This is a genomic window from Streptomyces indicus (assembly GCF_900100315.1).
Lineage (GTDB): Bacteria > Actinomycetota > Actinomycetes > Streptomycetales > Streptomycetaceae > Streptomyces > Streptomyces indicus.
The window spans coordinates 26,242-40,453 of sequence record NZ_FNFF01000023.1; the positions used below are offsets into that span (position 1 = coordinate 26,242).

At 69.8% G+C, this 14,212-nt stretch carries 12 protein-coding genes and 1 tRNA gene; 7 read left to right on the forward strand and 6 right to left on the reverse strand.

Features of this window, described 5'->3' with window-relative positions:
- Positions 1-41: 41 nt before the first annotated feature.
- Positions 42-332, reverse strand: coding sequence for a putative leader peptide (locus tag BLT97_RS39145; RefSeq protein WP_425442811.1), 291 nt, complete (start codon positions 330-332; stop codon positions 42-44).
- A gap of 19 nt (positions 333-351) precedes the next feature.
- Here BLT97_RS39145 and BLT97_RS33840 point away from each other — a divergent pair, with 19 nt between their 5' ends.
- The 3 genes from BLT97_RS33840 to purM all read left to right on the forward strand — a co-directional run bounded on the left by BLT97_RS33840 (position 352) and on the right by purM (position 4,243).
- On the forward strand, positions 352-1,458 hold the full coding sequence (locus tag BLT97_RS33840) for a hypothetical protein (RefSeq protein ID WP_093617265.1): 1,107 nt from the start codon (positions 352-354) through the stop codon (positions 1,456-1,458).
- 116 nt (positions 1,459-1,574) lie between these two features.
- Entirely contained in the window at positions 1,575-3,104 is a 1,530-nt protein-coding gene (gene purF, locus BLT97_RS33845; protein WP_093617330.1) for an amidophosphoribosyltransferase, read from the forward strand.
- Between the two features lie 56 nt (positions 3,105-3,160).
- Positions 3,161-4,243, forward strand: a complete 1,083-nt coding sequence (purM, locus tag BLT97_RS33850; protein WP_093617267.1) for a phosphoribosylformylglycinamidine cyclo-ligase — start codon at positions 3,161-3,163, stop codon at positions 4,241-4,243.
- Positions 4,244-4,425: 182 nt separating this feature from the next.
- Here purM and BLT97_RS33855 read toward each other — a convergent pair whose 3' ends face one another.
- Positions 4,426-4,677: a DUF3073 domain-containing protein gene (locus BLT97_RS33855; protein WP_093617269.1), complete on the reverse strand. Its 252-nt coding sequence runs from the start codon at positions 4,675-4,677 to the stop codon at positions 4,426-4,428.
- A gap of 341 nt (positions 4,678-5,018) precedes the next feature.
- The gene (locus tag BLT97_RS33860; RefSeq protein ID WP_093617332.1) at positions 5,019-6,131 is read right to left on the reverse strand and encodes a Leu/Phe/Val dehydrogenase; all 1,113 of its coding nucleotides are present in this window, start codon (positions 6,129-6,131) and stop codon (positions 5,019-5,021) included.
- 233 nt (positions 6,132-6,364) lie between these two features.
- Here BLT97_RS33860 and BLT97_RS33865 point away from each other — a divergent pair, with 233 nt between their 5' ends.
- Positions 6,365-7,285 carry a DUF8083 family protein gene (locus tag BLT97_RS33865; RefSeq protein ID WP_093617271.1) on the forward strand — a complete coding sequence of 307 codons (921 nt, stop codon included), beginning with the start codon at positions 6,365-6,367 and terminating at the stop codon, positions 7,283-7,285.
- A gap of 518 nt (positions 7,286-7,803) precedes the next feature.
- Positions 7,804-8,010 carry a developmental transcriptional regulator BldC gene (bldC, locus tag BLT97_RS33870; protein WP_003949541.1) on the forward strand — a complete coding sequence of 69 codons (207 nt, stop codon included), beginning with the start codon at positions 7,804-7,806 and terminating at the stop codon, positions 8,008-8,010.
- Between the two features lie 514 nt (positions 8,011-8,524).
- On the opposite strand, the gene BLT97_RS33875 is transcribed toward bldC, so the two are convergent.
- From BLT97_RS33875 to hrpA, 3 genes are all read right to left on the reverse strand, one after another.
- Positions 8,525-8,776: a DUF6274 family protein gene (locus tag BLT97_RS33875; RefSeq protein WP_093617273.1), complete on the reverse strand. Its 252-nt coding sequence runs from the start codon at positions 8,774-8,776 to the stop codon at positions 8,525-8,527.
- Between the two features lie 209 nt (positions 8,777-8,985).
- Positions 8,986-9,060, reverse strand: a tRNA-Asp gene (locus BLT97_RS33880).
- Between the two features lie 125 nt (positions 9,061-9,185).
- Complete coding sequence (gene hrpA, locus BLT97_RS33885) at positions 9,186-13,118, reverse strand: ATP-dependent RNA helicase HrpA (protein WP_093617275.1); 3,933 nt, start codon at positions 13,116-13,118, stop codon at positions 9,186-9,188.
- A 113-nt stretch (positions 13,119-13,231) separates the two neighbouring features.
- Between hrpA and BLT97_RS38145 the strand changes: the two genes are divergently transcribed.
- Together BLT97_RS38145 and BLT97_RS33895 are read left to right on the forward strand one after the other, a co-directional pair.
- The gene (locus tag BLT97_RS38145; protein ID WP_176953986.1) at positions 13,232-13,609 is read left to right on the forward strand and encodes a hypothetical protein; all 378 of its coding nucleotides are present in this window, start codon (positions 13,232-13,234) and stop codon (positions 13,607-13,609) included.
- 55 nt (positions 13,610-13,664) lie between these two features.
- Entirely contained in the window at positions 13,665-14,171 is a 507-nt protein-coding gene (locus tag BLT97_RS33895) for a hypothetical protein (protein WP_093617277.1), read from the forward strand.
- Positions 14,172-14,212 lie beyond the last annotated feature (41 nt).

A 14,212-nucleotide genomic window follows, 5' to 3' on the forward strand; every position in this document is an offset into this window, starting at 1 on the left:
ACTCAGACACCCGAGTTCAGAACGCCGGATTCAGAAGGCGCTCACGCGCAACAGATCGCGCTCGCGACACGGACCAGGTCGACGTGGCGGCGAGCAACGAGCGGGACCGGACGGCCACCGAGAGGCTGCATGACGCAGGAGCGTGTCCGAGTCGCCGCGCACCTGTCAACGGCTGTCCGGACTGCGGACCCGCCGCAGCGCTCCGGGACGGGCCGGCCCAGAGCATCACGCGCGGCGTCCCCCGTACGTACCCCCAGAAATCGCGAAGTCACTCTCCGTGCCCTTGGCTCGACTGTGCGTACGTGCGCCATACCGCGCCCCCGTCTGCGCATCCGTCAAGGAGAGAGACGCATGAAGCCCCACATACCCGCCGCGCTGCTCGCCACGGCTCTCACGGCCACCGCCCTCGCCCTGCCCGCCGCCTCCGCGGCCGCCGAGCCCACCCCGCCCCCGGCCGCCGCGGGCGAGAAGACCGCCCCCGTCGACGGCGGCATCGTCAAGCTCGACCTCGACGCGAAGCTGCTCGCCGACCTCAAGGCGCAGGGCCTGGTCCTGACGCAGCTCACCGCCGACTGCCAGGTCCCCAAGGACGAGCAGGGCAAGGAGCTGCTCCAGCTCGCCACCGGCCTCAGCCTCGGTGTGCAGGCCGGCGGCCTCGCGACCGTGGACGCCAAGGTCGCCGGCAACCTGGAGCTCGCGAAGACCTGCCTCGGCCTGGTGAACACCAAGGCCAAGACCGCCGTGCTGCTCAAGGACCTCAAGGCCGACCTGACGGCCGGCGCGATCGTGGGCACCCTGGCCGACGCGAAGGCCTCGGCCGAGGTGAAGCTCGGCACGTTCACCGCCCCGAAGCTCACCAAGGGCAACGTCGACGTCAAGACGAACAGCGTGAAGCTCGACGCGGACGTCAAACTCGACGCCGACATCGCCGCCAAGCTCAACGCCGACCTCGGCGTGAACGTCTTCGTCGGCGGCTCCCCGCTCCTGAACGTCGACGCCCAGCTCTCGCTGCTCAACGACATCGACCTGCTCGCGGTCCTCGGCCTCAAGCTCGACGCCAACGTCGGCGCGAAGATCGAGGGCGGCCTGCTCGGCACGGTCGGCGGCGTCCTCGGCGGCCTGCTCGGCGGCGCCCAGCCGCCCGCTTCCCAGCCGCCCGTCTCCCAGCCGCCCGTCTCCCAGCCGCCGACCCCGACGGCGAGCCCGAGTGTGAGCTCGACCACCGGCCCGGCGGACCGCGGGGCGCACCGCCCCGCCGAGCCGACCCTCATCTACGAGTCGAGCTACTACAACACCAGCACCATGTACCCGACGATCCCGTCGGTCCAGGACCTCCCCGAGGTCACGGTCCCCGAGGTGCCGGTGCCCACGGTCTCCGACGTCCCGGAGGTGTCCGAGGTGCCCGAGGTGCCCGACGTGTCCTCGAGCCTGATCCCCTCGGTGGACCCGCAGGACTGACCCACTGCCGGAAGCCCCTCGAACGTCCCACGTCCGAGGGGCTTCCCGTACGTTCGTACGAAGATCCAGGGGTACCGCATTCGGAGCATGGGTCGATCTCGCCTACACTCGTGGACGTGCCACGTGGTGACGGACGACTCAGCCACGACCTGCTCCCCGGCGAGAAGGGCCCCCAGGACGCTTGTGGCGTCTTCGGTGTCTGGGCTCCCGGCGAAGAGGTCGCGAAACTTACCTACTTCGGGCTCTACGCCCTCCAACACCGAGGCCAGGAATCCGCGGGAATCGCGGTCAGCAATGGTTCTCAGATCCTCGTCTTCAAGGACATGGGACTCGTCTCCCAGGTCTTCGACGAGACCTCTCTCGGCTCGCTCCAGGGTCATATCGCGGTCGGTCACGCCCGCTACTCGACCACTGGTGCCTCGGTCTGGGAGAACGCACAGCCGACCTTCCGCGCCACCGCGCACGGCTCCATCGCGCTCGGCCACAACGGCAACCTGGTCAACACGGCCCACCTCGCCGAGCTGGTCGCCGAGCTGCCCCAGGACCACAGCAGCCGTTCCGTCAAGGTCGCCGCGACCAATGACACCGACCTCGTCACCGCGCTCCTCGCGGGCCAGCAGGACGCGGACGGCAAGCCGCTGACCATAGAGGAAGCGGCCGCCAAGGTCCTGCCCGAGGTCCGCGGCGCGTTCTCCCTCGTCTTCATGGACGAGGGCACGCTGTACGCGGCCCGCGACCCGCAGGGCATCCGCCCGCTGGTCCTCGGCCGCCTCGAGCGCGGCTGGGTGGTGGCCTCCGAGTCCGCCGCCCTCGACATCTGCGGCGCCGCGTACGTCCGCGAGGTCGAGCCCGGCGAGCTCATCGCCATCGACGAGAACGGGCTGCGCACCTCCCGCTTCGCCGAGGCCAAGCCCAAGGGCTGCGTCTTCGAGTACGTGTACCTCGCGCGCCCCGACACCGACATCGCGGGCCGCAACGTGTACCTCTCCCGCGTGGAGATGGGCCGCCGCCTCGCCAAGGAAGCGCCCGTCGAGGCCGACCTGGTGATAGCGACCCCGGAGTCCGGCACCCCCGCCGCGATCGGCTACGCCGAGGCCAGCGGCATCCCGTACGGCTCGGGCCTGGTCAAGAACGCCTACGTGGGCCGCACCTTCATCCAGCCCTCGCAGACGATCCGCCAGCTCGGCATCCGTCTGAAGCTCAACCCGCTCAAGGAAGTCATCAAGGGCAAGCGCCTGGTGGTCGTCGACGACTCGATCGTCCGCGGCAACACGCAGCGCGCGCTGGTCCGGATGCTGCGGGAAGCGGGAGCGGCCGAGGTCCACATCCGCATCTCCTCGCCGCCCGTGAAGTGGCCCTGCTTCTTCGGCATCGACTTCGCGACCCGCGCCGAGCTCATCGCCAACGGCATGACGGTCGACGAGATCGCCACCTCGCTCGGCGCCGACTCCCTCTCGTACATCTCCATCGACGGCATGATCGAGGCGACCACCATCGCCAAGCCGAACCTGTGCCGCGCCTGCTTCGACGGCGAGTACCCGATGGAGCTCCCCGACCCCGAACTCCTCGGCAAGCAGCTCCTGGAGACGGAACTGGCGGCGGGCGCCGCCGCCACGGCTGCGACCGACGCGATCCGCCGGCCGTAAGCGTTTCTCAGTGAGCACCCGCTCTCTCATCACCTCGACCCGAAAGATCCCAGGCAATGTCTGAGACCACTCCGTCCGGTGCCTCGTACGCAGCTGCAGGCGTCGACATCGAAGCGGGCGACCGCGCCGTCGAGCTGATGAAGGAGTGGGTGAAGAAGACGCAGCGCCCCGAGACCACCGGTCTCGGCGGCCTCGGCGGGTTCGCCGGCCTCTTCGACGCCTCGGCGCTCAAGCGCTTCGAGCGCCCGCTGCTCGCCTCGGCCACCGACGGCGTCGGTACGAAGGTGGACATCGCCCGCCAGCTCGGCGTCTACGACACCATCGGCCACGACCTCGTCGCGATGGTCATGGACGACATCGTGGTCTGCGGCGCCGAGCCGCTGTTCATGACCGACTACATCTGCGTGGGCAAGGTCCACCCGGAGCGGGTCGCCTCGATCGTGAAGGGCATCGCCGAGGGCTGCGTCCTCGCGGGCTGCGCCCTGGTCGGCGGCGAGACGGCGGAGCACCCGGGCCTGCTCGGCCCGGACGACTTCGACGTCGCGGGCGCGGGTACGGGCGCCGTGGAGGCGGACCGAGTCCTGGGCGCGGACCGTATCCGTACGGGGGACGCGGTCATCGCCATGGCGTCCTCGGGTCTTCACTCCAACGGGTACTCGCTCGTGCGGCACGTCCTCTTCGACCGCGCGGGCATGCGCCTGGAGCAGCAGGTCGACGAGCTCGGCCGCACCCTCGGCGAGGAGCTCCTGGAGCCCACGAAGATCTACTCCCTGGACTGCCTGGCCCTGATGCGCACGGCCGAGGTGCACGCGTTCAGCCACGTCACGGGCGGCGGCCTCGCGGCCAACCTGGCCCGCGTCATCCCCGACGCGCTGCACGCGACCGTGGACCGCTCCACGTGGACCCCGGACCCGATCTTCGACCTGGTCGGCAAGGCGGGCGCGGTGGAGCGCCTGGAGCTGGAGAAGACGCTCAACATGGGCGTCGGCATGATCGCGATCGTCCCGCAGGAGTCCGCGGACGTGGCCGTCCAGACCCTGGCCGACCGCGGTGTCGAGGCCTGGGTCGCGGGCGAGATCACCGAGCGCGGCGACCACGCGTCGGGCGCGGAGATGGTGGGCGACTACGCCTCGGCCTGACCGCCCCGCGCATGTGACGGCGCCTGCTCCCTGGTGGGGCGGGCGCCGTTTCGCGTCTCCGCCGCGCGCCGCTTCTCATCTCCCGGGCTGAGTGGGCACGCCATCGCAGGCCGGGTGAGAGCAGCACAGGACCCGGTCCGGCAGAAAGCACCGGACCGGGTCCTGTTAACGCAACAAAAAGGTCAAGCGCCGCGGCGCTGCGACGACGGAGGGTCCGACTCCTCGTCGTCCTCGTCGTCGTCGTTGTACAGATCCGCGTACTGGGCGTACGGGTCGTCTTCCTCGTCGTCCTCGAACGGCTCACCATTCGGCGGCTGCTGCGAAGTCGATGCGCCCAGCTCGCTGGCCAGACGCGACAGATCAGTCCCGCCGGTGCTGTACTTCAGCTGGCGGGCGACCTTCGTCTGCTTGGCCTTTGCCCGGCCGCGCCCCATGGCTCGACCCCCTTGGATATGGGGCGCGCTGGCCCCAGAGTCTTGACACGCGTTCATGATCAGGAACGGACTCTCCGTGGAGAGACCGTGCCGTAGAGCTTCAACGGTACCTGCTTCAGCGCCCATACGGTACGCCGCCCACAGGACGCGCCTGCTGCGAGGAGCCGCAGAATGCCCTGTCCCCGCTGGTCAGCCCCGATTTTAACCTGTTCTTGTCATGCGACCCGCCGACGGGCGTGAGGCTTGTCTCGTCGATGACGGTATGCCACGCCCGGCGACAGCCTCCACCGGCCGTGCCGCGGCCCCTTTGAGCGCGCTCGAACAGGGCCGCGGCAGAGCCCTCAGACCCGTGCGGCCCGCGCGGCGGCCGCCGCCTCCGCGATCCGCTGCTCCGCGATCCGGTCCGCCGCCGCGGCCGGCGGGATGCCGTCCGCCTTGGCGCGCTCGAAGATCGCCAGCGTCGTGTCGTAGATCTTCGCGGCCTTGGTCTTGCAGCGGTCGAAGTCGAAGCCGTGCAGCTCGTCGGCTACCTGGATCACGCCGCCGGCGTTCACCACGTAGTCGGGCGCGTAGAGGATGCCGCGGTCCGCGAGGTCCTTCTCGACGCCCGGGTGCGCGAGCTGGTTGTTGGCCGCACCGCAGACGATCTTCGCGGTGAGCACCGGCACGGTGTCGTCGTTCAGGGCGCCGCCCAGCGCGCACGGGGCGTAGATGTCGAGGCCTTCGACGCGGATCAGCGCCTCGGTGTCGGCGACCGAGGTCACCACGCCCGGGTGCTTGTCGAGGATCCGCTGCACGGACTCCCCGCGCACGTCCGTGATGACGATCTCTGCGCCCTCGGCGACGAGGTGCTCCACGAGGTGGTGGCCGACCTTGCCGACGCCCGCGATGCCGACCTTGCGGCCGCGCAGCGACGGGTCGCCCCACAGGTGCTGGGCGCTGGCGCGCATGCCCTGGTAGACGCCGAAGGCGGTGAGGACCGAGGAGTCGCCGGCGCCGCCGTTCTCGGGGGAGCGGCCGGTGGTCCAGCGGCACTCGCGCGCGACGACGTCCATGTCGGCGACGTACGTGCCGACGTCGCAGGCCGTGACGTAGCGGCCGCCGAGGGAGGCGACGAAACGGCCGTAGGCGAGGAGCAGTTCCTCCGTCTTGATCTTCTCGGGATCCCCGATGATCACGGCCTTGCCGCCGCCGTGGTCGAGCCCGGCCATGGCGTTCTTGTACGACATCCCGCGCGCGAGGTTGAGGGCGTCGGCGACGGCCTCGGCCTCCGTGGCGTACGGGTAGAAGCGGGTGCCGCCGAGGGCGGGACCCAGAGCGGTCGAGTGGAGGGCGATGACGGCCTTGAGGCCGCTCGCCCGGTCCTGGCAGAGCACTACCTGCTCATGGCCGCCCTGGTCCGACTGGAACAGGGTGTGCAGCACGTCGGCAGGGGCGCCGGTCACTTCGGTCACGGTGGTGACTCCCATGGATATTGCGGCGGTTGGAGCGGCTTCCTGTGGGTGGGGAGGCCGTTGGACAGCAGATTAAGACCTGTCGTGCCTCCCCAGCACCGCAGTGCTGCGGATCACTCTCTCGCGAGCGGGTGCCGTGGGACGATTCCGTTGGGTTCCGGGCGGGTTTCCGCGGCAGGTCCGCCAGGCGGCCGACGGCGTTTCCGAGCGGCCCGGCAGGGGAGGGAGCAGGCGTGCCCAAGGTTTCGGCGGTGTGCGTCCCCTACACGTCCTATCTGCGCGTGTACGAGCCGCTGGCCGCGTTCCCCGAGCCCGAGCGCTCGCACTGGCTGCGGTACGCGGAGCGCGGGCAGCGCCCCTCGTACCAGGACGAACTGCGCCGCTCCCTGCGCGACTTGGTGCCCACCCCGCCCGTCCCGGTCCCCGTCCACGAGAGCAGCGACGCCTTCGTCCTCCAGGTCGACGGGGTGCTGTGCGTGTGCCCCTGGCGCACCCGGCTGCGCGGCTGGCAGGCGCTGGGCGCCCTGGACGAGCAGCTGCCGCGGCCGGTGCTCGACGCGGTGCTGCCGCCGGTGGTCCGTCGGCAGACCGCCCAGGACTACGCGTCCTGGCTGGAGCGCAACCCGGACGCCCGCCCTTGGATCCGCCAGGCGACCTGGCACGTCCCGCTGAGCTGGTTCGTCCTCTTCTCCGACGAGGAGCGCAGGTACGAGGAGAAGTACGCGTACGAAGAGGAGCACGCGTACGAGGAGACGCGCGCGCACGAGGAGCAGCGCGTCCACGGGGAAGAGGCGGGCACCGGCGGGGCCGCGCCCCTGCTGCGCTACCGCACACCGATGGTGCAGGCCCGGCGCAGGGTCGCGCGGGCGCTGCGGACCCTGCGCGAGCACTTCGACGAGGGGCCGCTGGTCGAGGGCGTGACGGACGTCGGGCGGTGGCTCGAAGAGTTCCATCCGCGCTCGCTCGTCGAGCTGGACTACGGCGGCCTGGTGCACGCCCTGCCCTCCGACCACCTCGACGAGGACCACTCGGCCGCGGACGTGGCGGCGGGGATCGCCGCGCTGCGTGAAGGCGACGGGGACGAGGCGGGTGCCGTGTATGCACGGCTTATGGACCGGTGGCGGGCCGTCCGCGCACGGCAGTTCGCAAACTGACCAAACCGGGACATTTCACAGTCACTCGGGTCTTCTGCGCATCTCGCTTGGGGCTATGGTCGGAGGGCTGCGAGGACGTAGGTCCCGATCCGGGCCATTGGGTCAAGCGTGACGGACCGCACTTACATCACCCTTGCATCCTTCCCCTTGCTCCATGCCAAAATAGGACAAGGAGTCCGGGGAGGGCTCCTTCCGCCCAACTGGGGGCGGAACGCTCGGCATTGCACTCTGATTGGGGGGCCTGATGACTTCTGATCACGCTGTGACTGATCGTCACAAAGGCGTGACTGTCCGCTATGGCATGGTCCATCGGCTTCCGTCGTTGATGGACACCTGAGAGGGCAATTCCATCGGTTTGGCCGACGCGGCTGGACAGATGGTGTAGTTGTAGTGCCGAGGACAAGCCGTTCGTCCTATAACCGACTCGACTCGCGTCCGCCATTTCGGGCAACGCGGGTCAAGGTGCAGAATTTAGAGGAAAGAACCGAGAAGGTTCGGTTCTCCCGAGGAGGCCGCTCATGACCGCTCGCACCCCTGATGCCGAGCCGCTGCTGACCCCGGCTGAGGTCGCCACGATGTTCCGCGTCGACCCCAAGACGGTCACGCGCTGGGCGAAGGCCGGCAAGCTCACGTCCATCCGCACGCTGGGTGGGCACCGTCGTTACCGCGAGGCTGAGGTCCGCGCACTGCTGGCGGGCATCCCGCAGCAGCGCAGCGAGGCCTGATTCACCCCTTAGCTCCGCAGCAGGGCAGTTCTGGGTCCCCCAACCCGGTCGCTGTCCGCCCATAGCTCCATACGACACGGGTCACTGCCCCAACAGAGGCCCTGCCCAAGACATTCGGGTGCGTCGTCGATCGCGCTGGACTCCGCCGGGTCCAGCGCGATCTTTTTATGCCCCTGGTTCATGCCTCTGCCGCATGCCCTGAGCGGGCCTGTTCGGGTCTGGGGAGGCTTGTGGGGGTCGGTCGCCGGATCATCCCGTACGGCCCCGCCGGCGCCCCTGTGCTCTCTCGCCGGACCCGGCGGGTGCACCTCAGAAGGGGGTGCAATTGCACATATTAAATTGACCAGTTGTAGGAGGGGTGTAAGTTCCGGGTTTCCCCAAACGCATTCGGTGACACCCGTCACACGTCAGGCGGCTTGTGGCATATGCCGTCGCTGCGGTAGTGGGGCTGGAGGAAACTCCGTGACCCTTCATCAGCTTCCCACCGGGGGTGGATGCCCACAGTCGGCTTTGGTCATCCCTTGACGGGACTTTCGTCCTCGGAGACCGGATCGGATGCGGTCGACGGCTGCGTGGCGGCCTCCCGGCCCTCCGGCCGCTCCGCTCGCTCCAGCGGCTCCAGCGGCTCCGGCCGGTCCGGCTGCATCGCGAGACGCAGCAGGCGGTGGCAGATGGGGCAGTGGCGGGTGAGGTGGCGGTAGCCGGCGGCGGCCGAGAGATGGGCGCGCAGAAGCGCCCGGGTCGCGTGCCGTGCGGGTTCCGCCATCGGTCACCTCCAGGGGATGGCCCTAGTGGTGAAGTACCGGTGGCGGTGGCGCAACGCAAGAGGCCCGCACCTTCCGGTACGGGCCTCTTCACTGCGGTCCTGACGGGATTTGCTGTATCGATGGCGGCTCCGCCGCGGGCGCGGCCTGCGGGTTGACCGTGCTCATGCGAGAAGCCCCGCACCAGTTGATGCGGGGCTTCTCGTTACTGCGGTCCTGACGGGATTTGAACCCGCGGCCTCCACCTTGACAGGGTGGCGAGCACTCCAAACTGCTCCACAGGACCAGGTTTCGCGGCACTTGATCGCGGCGGTTTCCGCTGCGGTGTGCTGCGAGATGAGACTGTACAGCAGTGCAGGCCCAGCGGTCGAACTCACTTAAAGCGACCGGACCGCTACCCCCGCCGCGCCCCTACGGAGCCGCCGCGTCCACCGCCTTCACGATGCGCTTGTCGGAGATCGGATACGCCGTGCCGAGGGCGTGCGCGAAGTAGCTGACGCGGAGCTCCTCGATCATCCAGCGGATCTCCAGGACCTCCTGCGGGACGGGCCGGCCCTGCGGCAACTGCTCCAGCAGCCAGGCGTACTCGTCCTGCATCTCGTGCACCTTCTCCATCCGCGCGGTGTCCCGCTGCGCGGCGGTGGGCATCTGCTGGAGCCGGCGGTCGGCCGCGGTGAGATAGCGCATCAGGTCGGGCAGGCGCCGCAGTCCGGCGGACGTGACGAAGCCCGGTTTCACGAGGGCGTCCAACTGCGTCCGTACGTCCTGGAGGTTGGGCAGCAGCGCCGGGCTCCGCGTGGACTTCAGGCGGCGCTCGCAGGCCTGCCAGGCGGCGAGCACCTGCTGGACCTGGCCGACGGTGTGCACGGTGGCGTCCACGATGTCGGCGCGCACCTTCTCGTACAGCTTCCGGTACGACTCCTCGTCCCAGGCGGGACCGCCGAAGCTCTCGATCAGGCGGTCCGCGGCGGCCGTCACGCAGTCGTCGACGAGCGCCTGGATCGAGCCGTGCGGGCTCGCGGAGAGCGTGAGCTTCTGCTGGTTCGTGAGCTTGCCGGAGGCGAACTTCGAGACATTGACCGGGATGTTCAGGAGGATGAGGCGGCGGGTGCCCCGCCACATCGCGGCCCGCTGTTCGGCCTCGGTGTCGAAGAGGCGTACGGAGACGGAGGTGCCGTCGTCGACCAGGGCCGGGTAGGCCTTGACCGGCTGGCCCGCGCGGCGGGTCTCGAAGACCTTCTGGAGCGTGCCGATCGTCCAGTCCGTCAGGCCGGTGCGCTCGATGGACGGGCCGCCGGAGCGCTCGGCCGTCGCGGCCGCCGCCTTCGAGATGGCCTGGCGGGCCTTCGGCTTGAGCTTGAGGCGCAGGGCCTCCAGGTCCTTGGCCTCGGCGAGCTTCTTGCGGCGCTCGTCGACGATCCGGAACGTGATCTTCAAGTGGTCCGGTACGCGGGACAGATCGAAGTCGTCGGCCGACACCGGGACCCCGACCATCTGCTGGAGCTCGCGCGCGAGCGTGACCGGCAGCGGCTCCTGGAGCGGTGTCGCACGCTCCAGGAAGGCCTTCGCGTAGTTCGGCGCCGGGACGTAGTGGCGGCGGATCGGCTTGGGCAGAGACCTGATCAGCTCGGTGACCACGTCCTCGCGCAGGCCCGGGATCTGCCAGTCGAAGCCCTCGTCCTTGACCTGGTTGAGGACCTGGAGCGGGATGTGGACGGTCACACCGTCGGCGTCCGCGCCCGGCTCGAACTGGTACGTCACGCGGAACTTCAGCTGCCCCTGCCGCCACGAGTCCGGATAGTCGGCCTTGGTGACGGCCTCCGCGGACTCGCGGATCAGCATCGAGCGCTCGAAGTCGAGCAGCTCGGGCTCCTCGCGCTTCTTCTGCTTCCACCAGGAGTCGAAGTGTGCGCCGGAGACGACGTGTTCGGGCACCCGCTGGTCGTAGAAGTCGAAGAGGGTGTCGTCGTCGACCACGATGTCGCGCCGGCGGGCCCGGTGCTCCAGCTCCTCGACCTCGGTCAGGAGCTTGCGGTTGTCGGCGAAGAACTTGTGGTGCGTGCGCCAGTCGCCCTCGACGAGTGCGTTGCGGATGAAGAGTTCGCGCGAGGCCTCGGGGTCGATCCGCCCGTAGTTGACCTTGCGGTCCGCGACGATCGGTACGCCGTAGAGCGTCACCTTCTCGTACGCCATCACCGCGGCCTGATCCTTCTCCCAGTGCGGCTCGGAGTAGGTGCGCTTGACCAGGTGCTGCGCGAGCGGCTCGATCCACTCGGGCTCGATCTTCGCGTTGACCCGCGCCCACAGGCGCGAGGTCTCCACCAGCTCGGCGGACATCACGAAGCGCGGGGGCTTCTTGAAGAGGGCCGAGCCCGGGAAGATCGCGAACTTGGCGCTGCGGGCGCCCAAGTAGTCGTTCTTCGCGCCGTCCTTCACGTCCTTCATCCCGATGTGGGAGAGGAGCCCGGCGAGGAGCGAGACATGGACCTGCTGGTCGGCGGCATCGTCCTCGTTGAGATGGATGCCCATCTGCTTGGCGACGGTGCGCAGCTGCGTGTAGATGTCCTGCCACTCGCGGATCCGCAGGAAGTTCAGGTACTCCTGCTTGCACATGCGCCGGAAGGAGCTGGATCCGCGCTCGCGCTGCTGCTCGCGGATGTAGCGCCAGAGGTTCAGATACGCGAGGAAGTCGGAGGTCTCGTCCTTGAACCGGGCGTGCTGCTGGTCCGCCTGCGTCTGCTTGTCGGCCGGGCGCTCGCGCGGGTCCTGGATGGACAGCGCCGCCGCGATCACCATGACCTCGCGTACGCAACCGTTCTTGTCTGCCTCGACGACCATACGGGCCAGGCGCGGGTCCACCGGCAGCTGGGCGAGCTTGCGGCCCATCTGCGTCAGACGCTTGCGCGGGTCCTTCTGGGCCGGGTCCAACGCGCCCAGTTCCTGGAGGAGTTGGACGCCGTCGCGGATGTTGCGGTGGTCCGGCGGATCGATGAAGGGGAACTTCTCGATGTCGCCGAGGCCGGCCGCGGTCATCTGCAGGATGACGGAGGCGAGGTTCGTACGGAGGATCTCGGCGTCCGTGAACTCCGGGCGGGACTCGAAGTCCTCCTCCGAGTAGAGCCGGATGCAGATGCCGTCCGAGGTACGGCCGCAGCGGCCCTTGCGCTGGTTGGCGCTGGCCTGGCTGATCGCCTCGATCGGCAGGCGCTGCACCTTGGTGCGGTGGCTGTAGCGGGAGATACGGGCGGTGCCCGGGTCGATCACGTACTTGATGCCCGGGACGGTGAGGGAGGTCTCGGCGACGTTCGTGGCCAGAACGATCCTGCGGCCGGTGTGCGGTTGGAAGACGCGGTGCTGCTCGGCGTGCGAGAGGCGCGCGTACAGCGGAAGGACTTCCGTGAACTTGTACTTCTTCTTCTCCAGCGCGTCCGCGGTGTCGCGGATCTCGCGCTCGCCGGAGAGGAAGACGAGGATGTCGCCCTTGCCCTCGCCCTGGAGCTCCTCGACTGCGTCCACGATCGCGGTGATCTGGTCGCGGTCGGCGTCCTCGGAGTCCTCTTCGAGGAGCGGCCGGTAGCGGACCTCGACCGGATACGTACGGCCGGAGACCTCGACGATCGGGGCGTCGCCGAAGTGCCGGGAGAACCGCTCCGGATCGATGGTCGCCGAGGTGATGACGACCTTCAGGTCCGGGCGCTTGGGCAGCAGCTGGGCGAGATAGCCCAGCAGGAAGTCGATGTTGAGGGACCGCTCGTGGGCCTCGTCGATGATGATCGTGTCGTACGCGCGCAGCTCGCGGTCCGTCTGGATCTCGGCGAGCAGGATGCCGTCCGTCATCAGCTTCACGTACGTGGAGTTGCTGACCTGGTCGGTGAAGCGGACCTTCCAGCCGACCGTCTCGCCGAGCTCGGTGTTCAGCTCCTCGGCCACGCGCTCGGCCACCGTGCGGGCCGCGATGCGCCTGGGCTGCGTATGGCCGATCATGCCCCGCACGCCCCGGCCCAGCTCCATGCAGATCTTCGGGATCTGCGTGGTCTTGCCGGAGCCCGTCTCACCCGCCACGATCACGACCTGGTGGTCGCGGATCGCCTCGAGGATCTCGTCCTTCTTCTGGCTGACCGGCAGCTGCTCGGGATACGTGATCGCGGGCATCGCGGCCCGCCGCTCCCGTATGCGCGCGGCCGACTTCTCCGCTTCGCCGGCGATCTCGTCGAGCACGGCCTGGCGCGCCTCGGGCTTGCGGATACGGCGGGCCCCCTCGAGCCGGCGGCCGAGGCGGTGGGCGTCGCGGAGCGAGGTCTCGCCGTTCACGAGCTTGGCGAGATCGTCGAAGGAAGTAGACATACGGACCCCAGGATCTCACCCGGGCCTCGGCGGTGGCGAACGCATTTCTGTCCGCTTCCGCCGCCTGTGTCCCTGCCCCACGCCTCCTCGCCCCCGTAAGGCACACTGGCCTCATGTCCGCCGCCCCCGCCCGCCGCTCCTTCGCGGTGCCGCTGCTGCTGAGCCTGCTGCTCGCGGTGGTGGGTGTGCTGTGCGCGGCCGGGCAGAGCGCCGCGGCCTCGGGCGGCTCCGCCTCGGTGGCGGTCACGGAGGTCGTGGCCGTGGACCAGGACGGCGGGGTCGGCTGCGGCAAGGGCGAGCGGGGCGAGCCGGGCTCGCAGCCGTCGGCGCCCTCGCGCGCCGGGGCCGCCGCGGAGCTGGTGCCCGCGCCGCTGCCCGCCGTGGGCTCGGCGCCCGTACCCGACGGCGCCTTCCTCTCCGTGACCTCCGAGCGGGGTTCGCCGCCGGGCGATCCGCCCACCCCCGTCACCCTCTCCGTGCTGCGCGTGTAGGAGCGCCCTGCCGTCCCAGGGCCCTGCTCGCCGTATCCGCACAGGAGAGACCTGCATGACCTTCACCGCGCGGCCCACCGCGCGTTCCTTCGCCGCACCCGCACGCCTTGCCGCCCAGGCCGTCCGCGCCCTCGGGCTCTGGACGCGCGTCCGCTGGGGCGCCGCCCTGGCCGCGGCCGTGCTGAGCGCGCTGCTGCTCGGCCTGCCCACCGACCTGATCCCCAACCCGGTGTTCGGCCGCGAGATACCGCCGACCTGGTGGAGCTACCCGGTGTTCGCGCTCTCGGCGCTGCTGGCCGGGGTGCTGACCGCCACGTACGTCCGCACGGGCCGTCCCCGCGAGCGCGCCACCCGGCTCGGGTCGGCCGGGGCGCTGCTCTCCTTCCTCGCGGTGGGCTGCCCGGTCTGCAACAAGCTCGTGCTGCTCGCCCTCGGCACCACCGGCGCCCTGACGCTCTGGGCTCCGCTCCAGCCGGCGCTCGCGGCCGCGTCGCTGGTGCTGCTCGCCGTCGCCACGGTGCGGCGGCTGGCGGGCGAGGTCGCCTGCCCGGCCACGGCCTGAGGCGCCCGCCCGCTTCCCCGCCCTCGACTTCTCTTTCGGCT

Coding starts and splice junctions, on each gene's coding strand:
- BLT97_RS39145 (WP_425442811.1), bottom strand. CDS start 332: ATGCGCAGACGGGGGCGCGGTATGGCGCACGTACGCACAGTCGAGCCA.
- BLT97_RS33840 (WP_093617265.1), top strand. CDS start 352: ATGAAGCCCCACATACCCGCCGCGCTGCTCGCCACGGCTCTCACGGCC.
- purM (WP_093617267.1), top strand. CDS start 3,161: ATGTCTGAGACCACTCCGTCCGGTGCCTCGTACGCAGCTGCAGGCGTC.
- BLT97_RS33855 (WP_093617269.1), bottom strand. CDS start 4,677: ATGGGGCGCGGCCGGGCAAAGGCCAAGCAGACGAAGGTCGCCCGCCAG.
- bldC (WP_003949541.1), top strand. CDS start 7,804: ATGACCGCTCGCACCCCTGATGCCGAGCCGCTGCTGACCCCGGCTGAG.
- BLT97_RS33875 (WP_093617273.1), bottom strand. CDS start 8,776: ATGGCGGAACCCGCACGGCACGCGACCCGGGCGCTTCTGCGCGCCCAT.
- hrpA (WP_093617275.1), bottom strand. CDS start 13,118: ATGTCTACTTCCTTCGACGATCTCGCCAAGCTCGTGAACGGCGAGACC.
- BLT97_RS38145 (WP_176953986.1), top strand. CDS start 13,232: ATGTCCGCCGCCCCCGCCCGCCGCTCCTTCGCGGTGCCGCTGCTGCTG.
- BLT97_RS33895 (WP_093617277.1), top strand. CDS start 13,665: ATGACCTTCACCGCGCGGCCCACCGCGCGTTCCTTCGCCGCACCCGCA.